Origin of the sequence: Superficieibacter sp. BNK-5 (assembly GCF_047456055.1) — a bacterium.
Classification (GTDB): Bacteria; Pseudomonadota; Gammaproteobacteria; order Enterobacterales; family Enterobacteriaceae; genus Superficieibacter.
Genome location: NZ_CP179893.1, coordinates 3,655,028 through 3,671,662, shown reverse-complemented (window position 1 = coordinate 3,671,662; position 16,635 = coordinate 3,655,028). Strand labels below are relative to the sequence as shown.

General features: G+C 52.5%; 18 protein-coding genes. 13 read left to right on the top strand and 5 right to left on the bottom strand.

Annotation, left to right across the window (positions count from 1 at the left end):
- The first annotated feature begins 13 nt into the window (after positions 1 to 13).
- The 7 genes from ACMGGS_RS17495 (at position 14) to ACMGGS_RS17465 (ending at position 6,733) form a co-directional block, all read left to right on the top strand.
- Positions 14 to 481, top strand: coding sequence for a tellurium resistance protein TerW (locus ACMGGS_RS17495; protein ID WP_414163684.1), 468 nt, complete (start codon positions 14 to 16; stop codon positions 479 to 481).
- A gap of 157 nt (positions 482 to 638) precedes the next feature.
- Complete coding sequence (locus ACMGGS_RS17490; RefSeq protein ID WP_176917395.1) at positions 639 to 1,274, top strand: vWA domain-containing protein; 636 nt, start codon at positions 639 to 641, stop codon at positions 1,272 to 1,274.
- 21 nt (positions 1,275 to 1,295) lie between these two features.
- Positions 1,296 to 1,937 (top strand): TerD family protein, encoded by a 642-nt coding sequence (locus tag ACMGGS_RS17485; RefSeq protein ID WP_414163683.1) that lies wholly within the window; start codon positions 1,296 to 1,298, stop codon positions 1,935 to 1,937.
- A 1-nt stretch (position 1,938) separates the two neighbouring features.
- Positions 1,939 to 2,577: a vWA domain-containing protein gene (locus ACMGGS_RS17480; RefSeq protein ID WP_414163682.1), complete on the top strand. Its 639-nt coding sequence runs from the start codon at positions 1,939 to 1,941 to the stop codon at positions 2,575 to 2,577.
- Between the two features lie 21 nt (positions 2,578 to 2,598).
- A complete protein-coding gene (locus ACMGGS_RS17475) occupies positions 2,599 to 3,636 on the top strand; it encodes a TerY-C metal binding domain-containing protein (protein ID WP_414163681.1) in 1,038 nt (345 codons plus the stop codon).
- An 11-nt stretch (positions 3,637 to 3,647) separates the two neighbouring features.
- On the top strand, positions 3,648 to 5,216 hold the full coding sequence (locus ACMGGS_RS17470; RefSeq protein ID WP_414163680.1) for a PP2C family serine/threonine-protein phosphatase: 1,569 nt from the start codon (positions 3,648 to 3,650) through the stop codon (positions 5,214 to 5,216).
- A 17-nt stretch (positions 5,217 to 5,233) separates the two neighbouring features.
- A complete protein-coding gene (locus ACMGGS_RS17465; RefSeq protein ID WP_414163679.1) occupies positions 5,234 to 6,733 on the top strand; it encodes a helix-hairpin-helix domain-containing protein in 1,500 nt (499 codons plus the stop codon).
- Positions 6,734 to 6,773: 40 nt separating this feature from the next.
- Here ACMGGS_RS17465 and ACMGGS_RS17460 read toward each other — a convergent pair whose 3' ends face one another.
- Positions 6,774 to 7,961, bottom strand: coding sequence for a zinc-dependent alcohol dehydrogenase (locus ACMGGS_RS17460; protein ID WP_414163678.1), 1,188 nt, complete (start codon positions 7,959 to 7,961; stop codon positions 6,774 to 6,776).
- A gap of 179 nt (positions 7,962 to 8,140) precedes the next feature.
- Between ACMGGS_RS17460 and ACMGGS_RS17455 the strand changes: the two genes are divergently transcribed.
- From ACMGGS_RS17455 to ACMGGS_RS17445, 3 genes are all read left to right on the top strand, one after another.
- The gene (locus tag ACMGGS_RS17455) at positions 8,141 to 8,887 is read left to right on the top strand and encodes an OBAP family protein (protein ID WP_414163677.1); all 747 of its coding nucleotides are present in this window, start codon (positions 8,141 to 8,143) and stop codon (positions 8,885 to 8,887) included.
- Between the two features lie 89 nt (positions 8,888 to 8,976).
- Positions 8,977 to 9,171, top strand: coding sequence for a hypothetical protein (locus ACMGGS_RS17450; protein WP_414163676.1), 195 nt, complete (start codon positions 8,977 to 8,979; stop codon positions 9,169 to 9,171).
- 1 nt (position 9,172) lies between these two features.
- Positions 9,173 to 9,952, top strand: a complete 780-nt coding sequence (locus ACMGGS_RS17445) for a hypothetical protein (protein ID WP_414163675.1) — start codon at positions 9,173 to 9,175, stop codon at positions 9,950 to 9,952.
- Between the two features lie 33 nt (positions 9,953 to 9,985).
- Here the strand turns inward: ACMGGS_RS17445 and ACMGGS_RS17440 are convergent, their stop codons facing one another.
- Positions 9,986 to 10,417, bottom strand: a complete 432-nt coding sequence (locus ACMGGS_RS17440) for an OsmC family peroxiredoxin (protein WP_176917404.1) — start codon at positions 10,415 to 10,417, stop codon at positions 9,986 to 9,988.
- Between the two features lie 222 nt (positions 10,418 to 10,639).
- Here ACMGGS_RS17440 and sra point away from each other — a divergent pair, with 222 nt between their 5' ends.
- From sra to ACMGGS_RS17425, 3 genes are all read left to right on the top strand, one after another.
- Positions 10,640 to 10,780: a stationary-phase-induced ribosome-associated protein gene (sra, locus tag ACMGGS_RS17435; RefSeq protein ID WP_176917405.1), complete on the top strand. Its 141-nt coding sequence runs from the start codon at positions 10,640 to 10,642 to the stop codon at positions 10,778 to 10,780.
- A gap of 485 nt (positions 10,781 to 11,265) precedes the next feature.
- Positions 11,266 to 11,607, top strand: coding sequence for a type II toxin-antitoxin system HigB family toxin (locus tag ACMGGS_RS17430; RefSeq protein WP_414163674.1), 342 nt, complete (start codon positions 11,266 to 11,268; stop codon positions 11,605 to 11,607).
- A complete protein-coding gene (locus ACMGGS_RS17425; RefSeq protein WP_414163673.1) occupies positions 11,598 to 12,014 on the top strand; it encodes a helix-turn-helix domain-containing protein in 417 nt (138 codons plus the stop codon). Before ACMGGS_RS17430 ends, ACMGGS_RS17425 begins: the two co-directional genes overlap by 10 nt.
- A gap of 31 nt (positions 12,015 to 12,045) precedes the next feature.
- Here the strand turns inward: ACMGGS_RS17425 and fdnI are convergent, their stop codons facing one another.
- The 3 genes from fdnI to fdnG are packed head-to-tail and all read right to left on the bottom strand — an operon-like array spanning position 12,046 to position 16,626.
- Entirely contained in the window at positions 12,046 to 12,693 is a 648-nt protein-coding gene (fdnI, locus tag ACMGGS_RS17420) for a formate dehydrogenase-N subunit gamma (RefSeq protein WP_414163672.1), read from the bottom strand.
- Positions 12,686 to 13,567: a formate dehydrogenase subunit beta gene (gene fdxH, locus ACMGGS_RS17415; protein ID WP_414163671.1), complete on the bottom strand. Its 882-nt coding sequence runs from the start codon at positions 13,565 to 13,567 to the stop codon at positions 12,686 to 12,688. The genes fdnI and fdxH overlap by 8 nt, the downstream gene beginning before the upstream one ends.
- 11 nt (positions 13,568 to 13,578) lie before the next feature.
- Positions 13,579 to 16,626 (bottom strand): formate dehydrogenase-N subunit alpha, encoded by a 3,048-nt coding sequence (fdnG, locus tag ACMGGS_RS17410; RefSeq protein WP_414163670.1) that lies wholly within the window; start codon positions 16,624 to 16,626, stop codon positions 13,579 to 13,581.
- Positions 16,627 to 16,635: the final 9 nt, after the last annotated feature.

The window sequence follows — 16,635 nt, the reverse complement described above, 5'->3', positions numbered from 1 at the left end:
GGTGACGTAGAAAATGCTATTAAGTTCGCGACAAGAACGCGTATTCAGGCTGGCGACGATCCTTGGTACCGGCAAACCGGTTTCTGCAAGTCATATTCTGGAGCTTCTGGAATGCTCTGAACCCACCCTTACCCGGGCGCTTAAAGAATTGCGGGAGTCATATTCGGCGGATATAAAATACAGCAAGGCCGTTCATGCTTACCAGATGACTCATTTTGGCTCGCTGGATAAAAAAGCGCTGCGACGAATGACCGAGTCGCTGAATGCGAACGCGGAGCTGAAAAAAGGGGAAGCCACCCGCTGGGTCGATCTGGACAAAGATAAGAAAACCGCCGTCTCGCTTTCTCTGCGTATGAGCATTTTGCGCAAAATTGACCGTTACGCGTTTGCTAATGACAAAACCCGCAGCGAAGCCGTTGAGTTGCTGACGGAGAAAGCCTTTGAACTGCTGCAAAATGAACGCGTCAATACCAGGAAATAGCGGTCAATTTCCTCTGCCCGTCGCGCATGCGACGGGCTACACTCTCAGTTTGTCTTGATAAAAACCAGAAAAATACTCGCTCATAACGCCTTAAAAGCATACTGTATTTTGGTCATTACCCCTCTGGTTAAAAATCTCAAATCATCAGGAGCTACATATGCGAAGACTTCCTGTTTATTTACTTCTCGACACTTCAGGTTCAATGAACGGTGAACCTATCGAAGCGGTCAAGAACGGGGTACAAACCCTGCTGACAACCCTCAAGCAAGACCCTTACGCGCTCGAAACCGCGTATGTTTCCGTCATTACGTTTGATTCCTCCGCGCGCCAGGCCGTACCGTTAACCGATCTGCTTAGCTTTAAACTCCCCGATCTGGTTGCCAGCGGAACCACCGCTTTGGGCGAAGCGCTTTCCCTGACCGCCGACGCTATTTCTCGTGAAGTTCAAAAAACTACGGCAGAGACCAAGGGAGACTGGCGTCCGCTGGTTTTTATCATGACCGACGGTTCGCCAACGGATGACTGGCGTAAAGGCGTCAGCGCATTTAAAGCCGCCAGAACAGGCGTGGTTGTTGCCTGTGCTGCCGGACATTCAGCAGAAACCAGTGTCCTGCAGGAAATCACCGAGATTGTGCTGCAACTGGATACCGCCGATTCCACCACCATTAAAGCTTTCTTTAAATGGGTTTCCGCCAGTATTTCCGTCGGCAGCCAGAAGGTTGAATCCAAAAAAGAGGTGATTGGACTGGATGATTTGCCGCCGCCACCGCCGGAAGTTAACGTCGTTTTGTAACCACATAAATAAGGAGATGTTATGTCAGTCAGTTTACGCAAGGGGCAAGGCGTTAGCCTGCGAAAAAATGAATACGATCTCTCTTCCGTCACCATCGGTCTGGGATGGGACATTAACGAAGAGAAGAAAGGATTTTTAGGTAGCGTGTTTGGCAAAAAGGAAGAAGAGTACGATCTCGACGTTATTGCTTTTTTGTGTGACGCCCAGGGAAAAGTGACTGATTTAGGCGATCAGGAGAACGGCAAGCCGACGCTGGTCAATGGTGACATCATCTTTTTTAATAGCCTGCGACATAAGACAGGCAACATCTGGCTGACCGGCGATAACCGTACCGGGGCTGGCGATGGCGACGATGAACAAATTATCGTTAAACTCAATGCCCTCGAACCACGCTATGAAAAAATCGTCTTCATTGTGCAAATCTACAACGGCGAACGCCTGAAACAGCATTTCGGCAAGGTGAAGAACGCGTTTATTCGTGCGGTTGATGCACGCAATATCGAAATGGCACGCTTTGATCTCTCAGGCGGAGCCGCATTCAATAATCAGTGTTCCATGCTTTTCGCCGAACTGGTAAGAGAGCCAAGCGGCTGGAAACTTAACGCCGTCGGTGAGCCGTCCGAATCCGATACCTTCGTTACGCATTTAAAGAGCTATATCTGATATGAGAAGACTCCCTGTTTATCTGCTCATTGATACCTCCGGATCGATGCGCGGCGAATCCATTCACGCGGTTAACGTTGGTGTACAGGCGATGCTCAGCGCACTGCGCCAGGATCCTTACGCGCTTGAAAGCGTGCATATCTCGATTATCACCTTTGATAATGAAGCGCGTGAACACACGAAGCTCTCCGCGCTGGAAAACTTTCAGTTCACCGATATCGTGGTGCCCAGCGCCGGAGGCACGTTTACCGGCGCGGCGCTGGAATGCCTTGTGGCCTGTGTCGATCGCGACGTGCGGCGTTCGGATGGCGATCAGAAAGGTGACTGGCGGCCGCTGGTATTCCTGATGACCGACGGCACACCTTCCGATGCCTGGGCTTACGGAGAAGCGATCAAAGAGGTCAAAAAGCGCGCGTTTGGCTCCATCATTGCCTGCGCTGTAGGTCCCAAAGCGCGTCATGAACACCTGAAGCAACTGACGGACACCGTTGTGGCGCTTGAAACGCTTGACTCAACCGCCTTCGCCGGTTTCTTCAAGTGGGTGTCGGCCAGCGTGGCTTCGGGCAGCACCAGTGCGGGAGTCAATTCCAGCACGGACACGCTCCCTCCTCCGCCGCCAGAAATCCAACTGGTGTTGTAATGGCCTGATGAGGTGATCTCCGTGAGAAGACTTCCGGTATTTTTTGTTCTGGACTGCTCAGAGTCCATGATTGGCGACAATCTAAAAAAGATGAATGACGGCCTGCAAATGATCGTCAGCGACCTGAGAAAAGATCCGCATGCCCTCGAAACGGCCTGGATTTCAGTGATTGCTTTTGCCGGTATCGCCAGAACCATTGTCCCGCTGCATGAGGTCCTGTCGTTTTACCCACCGCGCCTGCCGGTAGGCAGCGGCACGAATCTCGGTGCCGCGCTGCGTGAACTGATGACGCAAATTGACACCCAGGTTCGTAAAACCACCGTCGAACGCAAAGGCGACTGGAAACCGGTGGTGTATCTGTTAACCGACGGTCATCCTACCGACGATGCTGCCGCAGAAATTAAGCGCTGGAAAGAGCATTACGCCCGCAAAGTGAATCTGATTGGGATCGGGCTTGGCCCCTCTGCGGACCTTAATACGCTGCGCCAGCTCTCAGAGAATGTGTTTCATTTCAACGAAGCGCATGAGGGTGACTTTACCCGCTTCATAAAATGGATCACGGCCTCCGTCACCGCCCACAGCCGTAGCGTGGGCGAAGATGCGCCGCCGCCGGCGGTCCAGACCGACTATCTGGTTAAGCTGGCGAAGGATGACGTGGCGCGTGCCTGCGATGAAACCTGCGTCACCCTCGCCGGACGATGCAGTAAATCGCGCCGCCCTTACCTCATCAAATATGAACGTCCGCCGGTGAACGTTTCCGGGCTGAATTTCAATCTGAATATCAACGGCTTTAATCTCGCTGGCTGTTACCCGATTGATGAAGATTATTTCGAGTGGAGCGATCCCTCCGCCTCATCACTGCAGGTGAATACCAGTGAATTACACGGCGTACCGGGATGTCCACACTGCGGCAATGCCAGCGCATTTGCCCTGTGTCGCTGCGGCCGATTGCTGTGCGTCAACGGCCCCGACGACATTATCTGTCCGTGGTGCGAAACCGCGTTAACGTTCAGAAATGGCGATGACAATGACTTTGATGTCAGCAGAGGTAAAGGATGATGGATGATAATATGCCTCTGAAAAAAAAGATCCTCGCCCTGATTATTGCCGAAAAAGGCCTGACCTTGACGCCGGAGGAACAACGATCCCTGAGTCACGACGACGGGCTGGACGCTGAAATTAACGCGATCATTGAGAAAGTCAGCGTGGGTGCGGCAGAAGAAGCAGCGTCAGAGCCTGAATCTGACGCTGAAGAGGTGTGCGACACCGCTGGCGATAATCCACCGCCTGAACCGGCAGAAAACGCGCTGGCTGAAGAAAATACCGATTCTGCACCGTGGCAAAAAATGCCTTATGACGAACTCAATGAAACAGCGCCTCAGGAAGCCGAATCCGTGAGTAAACCGGTTGAATTATTAAAGCCCGGCCAGATTCCCTCGCATCCGGCCGCAGCGTGCCCCCCGCCACTCAAGGCTCCAAATGCGCGGATCGGTATTGCCAATGCCCGGGCTGGTGCGCCTTTTCACTGTACGGTAGATATTGCTCTTGATAATGACGAGCGTGCCGAGGTTGAAGATATTCTTTTCGACGCCCCCATCGGTCTAACGTTTGATCGAGCTGAAGGCACTCTGTCAGGCACGCCAACAACCAGCGGCGACATGGAGATTACGGTGAAATGGTCCTGCCCGTCACATCCTGACGGCGCATCCAGGATCACGTTTATCGTCAATCCCGACCCGCGCACGTTATGGAAAGATATCGATCCTCCTGAAGAAGACAGGTATTACAAAACTAATCTCGATCATAAGCTGATTAAACACGCAGGTGTGACCATCGCGGCCGCCAGCCGCCGGGGACGATCTCACGCCCATGTTGGCTCGTTCCGCGATGATGACTTTTACATTAACGCCAGCGAGCAGAGCGGCTGGAGCGTGATGCTGGTCGCCGATGGCGCAGGGAGCGCCAGTCACTCACGTCAGGGATCACGAATTGCCACCGAAACGGCAGGTAATTACCTGTTTGATCAGCTTAAAGGCGATAAAGGTCTGGCGCTCAAAACACAAATTACCCAGTGGAACACCGACGATCAGCGGCAGATTTGGGACTATTTTTACCGCCAGTTCAGTCTGGCCTCGGCGCTGGCGGTTAACAATATCAATCATGAAGCCAAAATCGCCGGGGAAAAAAGTAAATCCTACTCAACGACGTTGTTAGCGCTGGTCTCTTTTCGCGAAGGCGATGAGATTTTTGCGGCTGCTTTCTGGCTGGGCGACGGTGCCATTGCCGCCTACGGCCCGGCGGGCAAAGTTCGCGTGCTGGGTATGCCGGACAGCGGTGAATACGCGGGTCAGACACGCTTTCTGGACGCTGAAACTATCCAGGATGCGGAATTCAGCAAGCGCATTATTATCGGCCGCTGGAAAGAGATTTCCCATCTGGTGCTGATGACGGATGGCGTGTCCGATCCCTGCTTCGAAACGGATAACGGGCTGCAAAACCCACAGAAATGGGATGCGCTGATCGCAGAGCTGACGCCTCATCTGGACGATGCAGAAAACGCGGCGGAGAACCTGGTTGAATGGCTGAACTTCTTTTCGCCAGGCAATCACGACGACCGCACTATCGTGGTCTCATGGTGACGGGCGGGTGAGATAATATGGCAAATATCGTAACGTGTACCACCCGGGACGGTAAAACCGTTCAATATGTGGATGAAATCATCGGCTCCGGCTCAATGAAGGATGTCTATTTTTCGCCGGATAAAAGCTATGTGGTGGCGTTTTATAAAAAGCCGCAGAATGAGCAGGCGCGCGAGCGAATCGACATGATCACAGGCCGCTATCGGCCCAATATTTTTGAGCAGTCCGGCGGCGAATACTGGAAAGATCTTTTCTGCTGGCCGACCAGCGTAGTGGAGCATGACGGGAAAATCGGTATTGTGGTGCCGACCTACAAACGCCACTTTTTTTTCAAATATGGTTCCAAAAATAACGATTTTCTCGGTATCCGCGGGCGCGAAAAAGAAGGGAAATGGTTTGCCAGCGCCAATAACCAGAACAAATTCCTCGATCCACGCGAAAAAGGCAATACCCTGACCTATCTCAAGGTCTGCTTATTATTGAGCCGCGCGGTAAGGCGTATGCATGCAGCGGGGCTTTGTCATAGCGATCTGAGTTACAAAAATGTCCTGATTGACCCCGAACAAGGTCACGCCTGCATTATCGATGTCGATGGCCTTGTGGTGCCGGGAAAATTTCCCCCGGATGTGGTGGGCACGCCGGATTTTATTGCGCCGGAAGTGGTTAAAACCAGCCATCTGGAAAAAGACGATCCGCGCCGGGTTTTGCCGAGCATTCTGACGGACAGGCACGCGCTGTCAGTGCTGATTTATATGTACCTGTTTTACCGCCATCCGCTCCGGGGCGGTAAAATTCACGATCTGGACGACGAAATGCGTGACGAATCCCTGTCGATGGGTGAAAAAGCGCTATTTATCGAGCACCCCTTCGATCGCAGTAACGCGGTGAAACTTAACCAGGTCTCGCCGTCGTCGCTGCCGTGGGCCGATCCGCAGAAGATCCCTTACACCATCATGGGGCCTTACCTGACCCCGCTGTTTGATCGGGCCTTTATCGAAGGTCTGCACGATCCGCAGCGTCGCCCGACGGCGGACGAATGGGAATCGGCACTGGTAAAAACGGTTGATCTTATCCAGCCGTGCCAGAATCCTGCCTGTGAGCAGAAATGGTATGTTTTTTCAGGTAAAACCAAACCGGTTTGCCCGTATTGCGGCACCCCTTACAAAGGAAAACTGCCGATCCTCAATTTATACTCGTCACGTAAAGCGGGCAGCTTCCGGCCGGACGATCACCGTCTGATGGTCTGGAGCGGGCAGTCGCTGTTCGCCTGGCACGTAAATCGTTTAGTGGCCCCCAATGAGCGCACGACTGAAGCCCAGAAGAAACGCGTCGGGTATTTCGTTTTCCATAACGATCGCTGGTGGCTGGTGAACGAAGGCATCCCCGGCCTGATGTCGCTGCCTGACAAAACGGCCATTGCTATCGGCGAGAAACTGGCGCTGGACGACGGCACTCAATTCGTGCTTTCAACGGAAGAAGGTGGCAGGCTGGTGGTGGTACAACTGGTCTCAAATTAACCACGATGAGCCGGGTGAAAGCCCTCACCCGGCAATCCGCTTATTCAGTCACAGCTGACATTCCCGGAACAAGGATCACTTTGCGACAATCCTCCTCACGCTTTTCGAAAATCTCATAGCCTTTGGCCGCCTCTTCCAGCGGCATATGGTGAGTCACGATCTCTTCCGGACGCAGCAGTCCTTCTTCGATCAGTTTCAGCAATTCCGGCAGGTACGCATGCACATGTGTCTGGCCCATTTTGAAGGTTAAGCCTTTATCGAAGGCATCACCGAACATGAAACCGTGAATGAACCCGGCATAAACGCCCGGAACACTGACAATGCCGCCCCGACGCACCGCGGCGATACACTGCCGTAGCGCTTTACCACTGCTGCCCTCAATTTTGAGGTTGCTAAGTACGGTTTCCGTCAGGCTTCCTTTGGCTTCAAAACCCACGGCGTCAATGACGGCATCCACGCCGCGGTGATTATCGGTATTTTCAATAATCCACGCCGCCGGATCGTCATTTTTATCAAAGTTGATAGGAATAACGCCATAACACTGGTGGGCAAAATTGAGGCGGTAATCATGATGGTCGATCATAAATATTTTTTCTGCGCCTAAATAACGCGCGCAGGCAGCAGACAATAACCCCACCGGTCCGGCACCAAATATCGCCACGCTGGACCCTTTTTTGATTTCTGCATTTTTTACCGCCTGCCAGGCGGTTGGCAAAATATCGGTTAAAAAGAGAACTTTGTCATCGGACAATACGCGAGGAACTTTAAACGGACCGGTATTGGCTTTGGGTACGCGGACATATTCTGCCTGCCCACCGGGGACGCCACCGTATAATTTGCTGTAGCCAAATAGCGCAGCGGGTGGCGTAATGGTTTTGCGGTTCAGCGCTGCGCCCTTCCCGCTATTGGTTGTTTCGCAGGCGGAATATTGCTCAAGCTGACAGAAAAAACAGTTGCCGCAGGCAATGACAAAAGGGATCACGACCCGATCACCGCGGCTGGCTGCTGTGACATCTTTCCCCGTCTCAACGACCTCGCCCATAAACTCATGACCAAAAATATCACCATGATCGGTACCCGGAATTTTTCCGCGATAAAGGTGTAAATCGGAGCCGCAAATAGCCGTTGCGGTGACCCGCAAAATAATGTCATCACTGGCTTCAATTATGGGATCCGGATGCGTATCAACGCTGACTTTATGCGGCCCGTGATAAGTGAGTGCTTTCATATGGTTCTCCGGGGAATGATCCGCCATGGCGGGAAGTCTTAAATCTAGTTGCCAGCGGGCAAAGTTCAAGCTGAAGGGAGAGAGTCAGTCTTGTCTAAGAATTATCTGCTATAAATAACTATCATTACGCCTTTCTGCGCTACGGTTAATAAACTGATAAGTAAAAAGGCGATTAACAGATGAAACTTTCCCACTGGCTAATTTATACCTCGGCAATATTAACTGGCTGTGGCGCATCAAATTCCCCTTCCCCGGTCAAAGCAACGGGAGAAGAAACCTCTGCAAAAATGAAAGTGCTGGCCACAGGCGCAACAGTGATCCAGTCCCGTCCCCCCATTGAGGCAATCAGCACGTATCTGGATGGTTTCCACTTTTACAGTGGGGAGCAAAAAGGCCAGATGGAAGCGCATCACTATGTCACTGTACTTAATGACGATGTAATGCAGGCAGTGATTTATGATGGCAATACCCGCGATGCAAAATTAATGGGTGTCGAGTACATCATCAGTGAGCGACTCTTTAAAACCTTACCTGCTGAGGAAAAGCCTTACTGGCATAGTCATCGCTATGAGGTGATGTCAGGAAGTCTGGTTGCCCCCGGCTTACCTGAAGCCGCTGAAAATCCGCTAATGAGTAAAATTGTGAACACCTATGGAAAAACCTGGCACACCTGGCACACCGATCGTGACAAAACGCTGCCGCTGGGGGCGCCTGCGCTGATGATGGGCTTTACCGCCGATGGGCAACTCAACCCACAACTGCTGGCCGATCGCGATCGGCGTTTCGATATTGACTCAAACCAAATACGTGAATCACGGCAAACGCTTCAGGCCCATCCCGTCGCGGAAGGCGCAGATGCCTGGCAAAAGGGTACTGCCGTCCAGCTTAAGCGCATCGAAGTGAAAAATGGCGTGCAGCATCCTTGAGGCGCAGCACACTCGGATTTATCCGCTAACCCGTGAAATGCCCGCCTGTTTTGTCCGGAGTTTCTATACTGGGTGCAGGAGGTTTTACTATGCGATGGTTCCGTTCACTTTTTACCAGCCCCGAGAAATTTTTGCAGGTCATTAATCACCACGATATCGAAGAATCTATTGAAGATGGCGAACGCATCCTGGTGGATGACGACGGTAATGCTACCGTCAATGTCCATTGCCGCGCCGTACAGGAAGATTTTGATCGCCACATTAACGCACTAAAAAGGGCCTGAGATGGGAACGGCTATATTTATGGTTCTGATGGTGTGTGGATACTGGTATAGCAGCCGGGATCTCTCCACTCGTTTTAAATTTAAACGTACTTTCGGCTGGGATGTGTATTTTCTGGTCGCCCTTTATGGTTGTATTTTCGTTCTGCAAGGTATTATTGCTACCGGCATTCTGTGGCTGATTTTATTGATCGCATCCGTGACGATGAATGCCCTTCCCGTCTGGTTTGGGCCTGAAGAACATCGGCTTCAAATGGTGTTCATGAACTGGAGCTTTTTAGGCATTCAGGCTCCGGTAGTGATCATGCTGGCCTTCGCGATTTTCTTTTGTCTTTACCGCTCAAACTGGGCCATGAGTGCCCGACTCGACAGCAAGGGACGACTGTCGCTTTATAAGGAACTGGCCAGTGCAAACAGCCTCGAAGGATTGCTTTATCAATGCATGGAGAGCGGTCAGTTAGTCTGGCTGACCCTGAAATCGCAGCGAATTTACATTGGCATGGTTCATGCGGCGACTTTTGATGCTAGTAACGCCAGCAACATTGTGATTGTACCAATGCTGAGCGGCTATCGTAATAGCGAAAATTTTGAGTTTACCGTCGAGCATAATTACAGTGCGTGGTATGCCAGGCATGAGATTACGCTGACCTCAGAGCCGCAATCAGCACTGGATTTTCGCAAGGTGATCTTGCTTGAGCAGGTGGAAAGTTTCTCGCTCTTTGATCCGTCGCAAACGCTGGCACTGGGCATGCGTAAAGAAAGGGAGATGTTTAGAGAGGAATAAAGGATTCGCCCGCAGGACGCGGGCGAAAGACGATTACGCGTTTAGCTGGTAATCAAGTGTAATATCAGCATTCAGTAACTGTGAAACCGGGCAACCCGCCTTCGCTTTTTGGATAATAGCGTCAAATGCAGACTGTTCAATTTGCGGCACAGAGACCTTACTTTGCAGGGCAACTTTGGTGATCGCAAAACCGCCGTCTTTCTTATCGAGGGAAACATCTGCAACGGTATCAATGGAGGTTGCGGTATAACCCTGCTCGCCCAACATCAATGAAAGCGCCATTGAAAAGCAGGCGGCGTGTGCTGCGCCAATTAACTCTTCAGGGTTGGTTCCTTTCTCACCCTCAAAACGGGTATTGAAACCATAAGGGCTTTGGTTAAGGACGCCACTCTCTGTCGAGACGGTACCTTTACCACTTTTGATATCCCCTTCCCAGTGTGCCTGACCTTTCTTATGAATCGTCATAATTGACTCCTTTTTGCTGTCGAGTCATCAAGTATAGGACGCGCCTGAAAGTTTGCGGCAAAAAGAGAGTGTTCCTAAAAGCCGCCGGTCGATTGCAAAACGCCCGGGTTTGGTCAATGCTTAACAGTCAGCTCGCCCGCGAGCTGACCTTTAGGGTAACGTTTCGTCCGGCACCCGCCGGGCTTGTCCTTGAAACCAGTAAAACAGGATTAAGGAGTAAGAATGAAATCGAACCGTCAGGCACGTCACATCCTTGGACTCGATTACCGGGTCTCAAATCAGAAAAAAGTCGTCATTGAAGGTGATAGCGAAACCCCTGTTACGCACACCCACGCGACGGGCCGTAAACGTCGTAGTGAATAAAGCGTCTTTTTCGATGTGATCCCAGACACCACCTTCCCCGAAAGGTGGTGTCTGACTGCTGATAAACGTTATACCGTGGAATTATGCCTGGTGGCGCTTTGCTTACGCAGGCCTACAAATCAAGTACAAAACTTTGATATTAAAGCTTTTTTAGGCAGGGTAAGGCGAAGCCGCCACCCCGCAAAACGGCACAGACATAGTAAAACCCGATTTTTTACAAGCTGACACCATCTTCTCCGGAAGGTGGTGTTTTTGTTTAGGGGGTGACCCGCTCTACCTGGCAAGCTGGCTAAGTAATGGTACGGCGTTGCGTATGATGATTTATTAAAGATAAGCATTAAGTATGTTGTAACTAATGATTTATCCACCAGCAACATTAGCCTGAAAATACCAAATATTGCGAGGCGCTTTCAGGCTTTGCGCTATCTCTATTGCCTGAAGAAAAGCGTGTGATTAAGCTGCACTGAGCGTATAGTGTTGACAAAATGGCAACGGAAGGTCATATGCATGTAATTTCACAAAAGAAACTTGCCGTGGCGGCAGAGAAGTATCCACAGTTCAGAGATGAGTTGATCGCAATGGGAAAGATTATTGCCAAAGGGCATTTCCCTACTCCTGATTTACTGCGACAAATTTATCCCACTCTGGATAATATTAAATATATTGATAAGTACTATGTTATTGATATTGCAAGAAACAGGCTACGTATCATTGCAATCATCTTTTTTAAAACCCAAAAATTTTATGTCCGGCATATTTACACACATAAAGAGTATGATGAATTTGTAATGAAGTGCCGCACTAAAGGAAAAACCAAATGGCTGTAGAAGAGGCATTAAAAGCAGCAGAAGCATTAAAACGAGCAATCCCCCTCCTTGTCGGTAGTACACGATGTGAGGACTATGATGATGCTCTGAGGCTGATTGAATATTGGCTCCTGCACGATCCGGAAAACCCGTTGCTTGAGCTGGTAGCCGCAAAAATTGCGGCGTATGAAGCAACGTTACCTGAAGTCGCGGCCTTCAGAAAAGCGAGCGCTGAAACCCCTTCAGCACTCGCCACGCTACGAATCCTGATCGATCAACATAATCTAACGCTTTCAGATTTTAAAGATGAAATCGGTAGCAAATCTATGGTATCGCGTGTATTAAACGGTGAACGCCAGCTTACCCTCGCGCATATAAAAAAACTTGCCGCACGGTTTGGCGTGTCTCCAGCGCTATTCCTCGACTAAAACCCGGCCCCACGAGGGGGCCGGAGAGAGATCACATCCCTTCGCTACTCTCTTTTTTTGCTTCCAGCCGTTCCACATCCCGATACCAGCGCGGGTGATGCTTCTTCGCCCAGCGACGGCTAACCTTCCCTTCCACCATGCCGTTAATGGAACCTTTCACCCAGAACGCCATATACATATGAATAAGGATGGCATGGATCAAAATAATCGCCGACGTCGCGTGCAGCAGCAGGCTGTAGCGGATCACCTGAATCGGGAAGTATTGCGCAAAATAAGGACGCCAGATAATCACGCCCGTCACCAGTAACACAAAAATCATGCTCATGATGCTCCAGAACATCATTTTCTGTCCGGCGTTGTATTTTCCTACCCGGGCGACCTTATGCTCATTCCCCTTCAGGACCTCGACGATCCCCTTCACCCACGGGATATCCTGCTTATCCGGGATGTTATGGTGCACAAAGCGCACGAACATAAACATCAGCGCAATAAAAATCACTACCCCAAAGAACGGATGGAGGATGCGCCCCATCTGCGGCGTGCCGAAGGTTTCCGTCAGCCACTGAAGCGTCGGGAAGAAAAACGAAATCCCCGACAGCGCTACCAGAAAGAAACAGATCACCACCGTCCAGTGACAGGCCCGGTCGATAAAGGTGGTACGCACAATCATTTTACTCATGATGGTCCTCCTCATCATCGACCTCTTTATTCGGGCCAATGCCAATGTAGTGATAGATCAGTCCGGCAAAGGTGGCGACAAAGCCTATTGCGGAGAGCGGCTTCAGTACCCCTTTCCATAGCGTAACAGCGGTATCGATATGGGGATCTTTCGCTAAACCGTGATAGAGCTGCGGCCGGTCCGCATGATGCAGGACGTACATCACATGCGTACCGCCCACGCCCGCCGGGTTATACACGCCCGCATGCTGATAACCACGTGCCCGGAGTTTCCCGACCCGTTCCACCGCCACCTCCAGCATCTCCTGCTTAGTGCCAAAGTGAATCGCCCCGGTGGGACAGGTTTTCACGCAGGCAGGTTCCTGCCCGACGCTCACCCGATCCACACACAGCGTGCATTTATAGACCCGGTTATCGTCCTTATTCAGCCGCGGTACGTTGAACGGACAGCCGGCAATGCAGTAGCCGCAACCGATGCAATGCTCTGACTGAAAATCAACAATACCGTTGGCATACTGAATAATCGCTCCGGCGGAGGGACAGGCTTTCAGACAGCCAGGATCCGCGCAGTGCATACAGCCGTCTTTGCGGATCAGCCATTCCAGTCGGCCATTCTCCTCGGTCTCGCTAAAGCGTATCACCGTCCAGGACTTAGCGCTCAGGTCGGCGGGATTATCGTAAACCCCGACGCAGTGCCCCACCTCATCACGGATATCATTCCACTCTGAGCAGGCCACCTGGCAGGCTTTACAGCCCACGCAGGAGGAGACATCGATAAGCTTGGCCACTTCCAGTTTATAATCACGCACCTGGGGAGGTGGCGTAACCGGATTGGTGGCGGAGCGTTTGATAATGTCCTGTGTTTCCATTGTCATGGTTCGCTCCCTTACGCCTTCTCGATGTTAACTAAAAACGCTTTATATTCCGGCGTCTGCGAGTTGGCGTCGCCGACGTTAGGCGTTAAGGTATTGGCGATATAGCCTTTCTGCGCCACCCCTTCGAAGCCCCAGTGCAGCGGAATGCCGACGGTCTCAACCTGCTGACCGTTCACCTGCAAGGTCTGCAAACGCCGGGTCACTACCGCCACCGCACGAATAAAGCCGCGCTGGCTGCTCACCGTCACCCGATCGCCATTCAGTATTCCTTTTGCGGTGGCCAGCCCTTCGCTGATCTCAACGAACTGCTGCGGCTGTGCGATGGCATTCAGCCGGGCATGTTTGGTCCAGGTGTGGAAATGCTCGGTCAGGCGATACGTCGTCCCGACATACGGGAAGTTATCTTTCTTACCCAGCCGCTGCGCATCCTCGTCATACACACGCACGACCGGGCTGGAAATCACATTCGGGTGCAGCGGGTTGGTTCCCAGCGGCGTCTCCATCGGCTCGTAATGCTCCGGGAACGGCCCTTCCGCCAGCTTATCGAGGGCAAATAGCCGTCCCAGCCCTTCCGGCTGCATAATAAACGGCCCGGTGTTGCTCCCCGGCGGCGCGGTATTAAAATCAGGAATATCGTTACCGCTCCACGTCGTACCGTTCCAGGCAATCAGCGTCCGTTTCGGGTCCCAGGGTTTACCGTGAATATCCGCCGAGGCGCGGTTATAGAGTACGCGTCGGTTCAGCGGCCACGCCCACGCCCAGCCGAGAGTGTTCCCCAGCCCGGACGGATCGGCGTTATCGCGGTTCGCCATCTGGTTGCCCTGCTCCGTCCAGCTGCCGCTGTAGATCCAGCAGGAGGATGCGGTGGTGCCATCATCGCGCAGCAGCGCAAAGCTGTTCAGCAACTGGCCTTTTTTCGCCACCAGCGCACCGCTGGCATCATAGAGATCGGCCAGCGCGAGGCCATTGTTCTCCTTCGCGACCTCTTCAGACTGGGGACGATCCGGCTGCTCATAGTCCCACGCCATTTTCAGCAGCGGCTCCGCGCCCGGCCCGCCTTCAGTGCGGTACAAATCGCGCAGGCGGTGATAAATCCCCGCCAGGATCTCGCCGTCATTGAGCGCTTCCCCCGGCGCGTCCTGGCCTTTCCAGTGCCACTGCAACCAGCGACCGGAATTGGCAATCGATCCATCCTCTTCAGCAAAGCAGGTTGACGGCAGACGGAACACTTCGGTCTGAATAGACGCCGTGTCCACATCGTTCATCTCGCCGTGGTTTTGCCAGAACGTCGATGTCTCGGTAACCAGTGGATCGACGACGATCATGTATTTCAACTTGCTGAGCGACTGCACCACCTTGTTCTTATCCGGGAACGAGGCGACCGGGTTAAAGCCCTGGCAGATATAGCCCGTCACTTTCCCCTTGTGCATCATGTTGAAATACTTGATGACGTCATAGGACTGATCCCACTTCGGCAGCCAGTCAAAGCCCCAGTTGTTTTCCGCCTGCGCTGCCTCGCCGTAAAACGATTTCATCAGACTGACGAAGAACTTCGGATAGTTGCTCCAGTAGTTCACCTGGTCCGGCAGCGTCGCTTTCGGCGTGCTGGCCGTAAGATAGGTTTGCAGATCGGGTTGTTTCTCCGACGGCAGCGTCAGATAGCCCGGCAAACTGGTAGAGAGCAACCCTAAGTCGGTTAATCCCTGAATGTTGGAATGACCGCGCAGCGCATTGACCCCGCCGCCCGCCATACCCATATTCCCCAGCAGTAACTGGATCATCGCCATGGTACGGATGTTCTGTGCGCCCACGGTATGCTGGGTCCACCCCAGCGCGTACAGGAAGGTGGTGGTTCGGTCCGCCGCACTGGTTGAGGCCAGCGCTTCACACACCTTCAGGAAATCCGCTTTCGGCGTACCGCAGATATTCTCCACCACGTCCGGCGTATAGCGGGAAACATGCTGTTTCAGCAGGTTCCAGACGCAGCGCGGGTGAGTCAGCGTGTCATCGCGACGGGCGTAGCCATTTTCATCGAACTGATAGTTCCATGAGGACTTATCGTACTGACGCTTTTGCGCGTCGTAACCGCTGAACAAGCCGTCATCAAAATTAAAGTCATCCCGCACCAGCAAACTGGCGTTGGTGTAGTGCTTAACGTATTCAGCATTCATTTTTTGATGCTGGATCAGGTACAGCAGGACGCCGGACAGGAAGGTGATGTCCGTGCCGGAACGAATAGGCGCATAGATATCCGCCACCGACGCCGTGCGCGTAAAGCGCGGATCGACCACGATCAGCAGTGCGTCGTTATTATTTTTGGCTTCCATCGCCCAGCGGAACCCCACCGGATGCGCTTCGGCGGCATTACCACCCATCACCATCACTACATTGGCGTTTTTGATATCAACCCAGTGGTTTGTCATCGCACCGCGACCAAATGTTGGAGCAAGACTTGCTACCGTTGGTCCGTGTCAGACGCGTGCCTGGTTATCGACTGCCAGCATCCCCAGCGAGCGAACAAATTTTTGCGTCAGCATGCCGGTCTCATTACTCGCCGCCGAGGCGCACAGCATCCCGGTGGACAACCAGCGATTGACCGTAACACCCTGTTCGTTTTTCTCAATAAAATGGGCGTCGCGGTCGGCCTTCATCAGGCGGGCAATGCGATCAAACGCGTCGTTCCAGCTGATGCGCTGCCATTTGTCGGAACCCGGCACGCGATACTCTGGATAGCGCAGGCGATTATCGCTATGAACGTAGTCCAGCAGGCCCGCGCCTTTCGGACATAGCGCCCCGCGGCTGACCGGATGATCCGGGTCGCCTTCAATATGATAAATCGCCTCTTTCGCATTCTTTGCCCCATCACCGAGGCTGTACATCAAGAGTCCACAACCCACGGAGCAGTATGTGCAGGTATTACGGATCTCTTTGGCGCGCAGCAATTTATAATTTCGCGCCTGAGCCAGCGCCATTTGGGGGGCAAACCCCAACGCCGCCGCCGTTGTCCCGGCCATACCACCCGCGCAGATTTTAAAAAATTTTCTGCGACTGACGTTCATTGCCTTCCT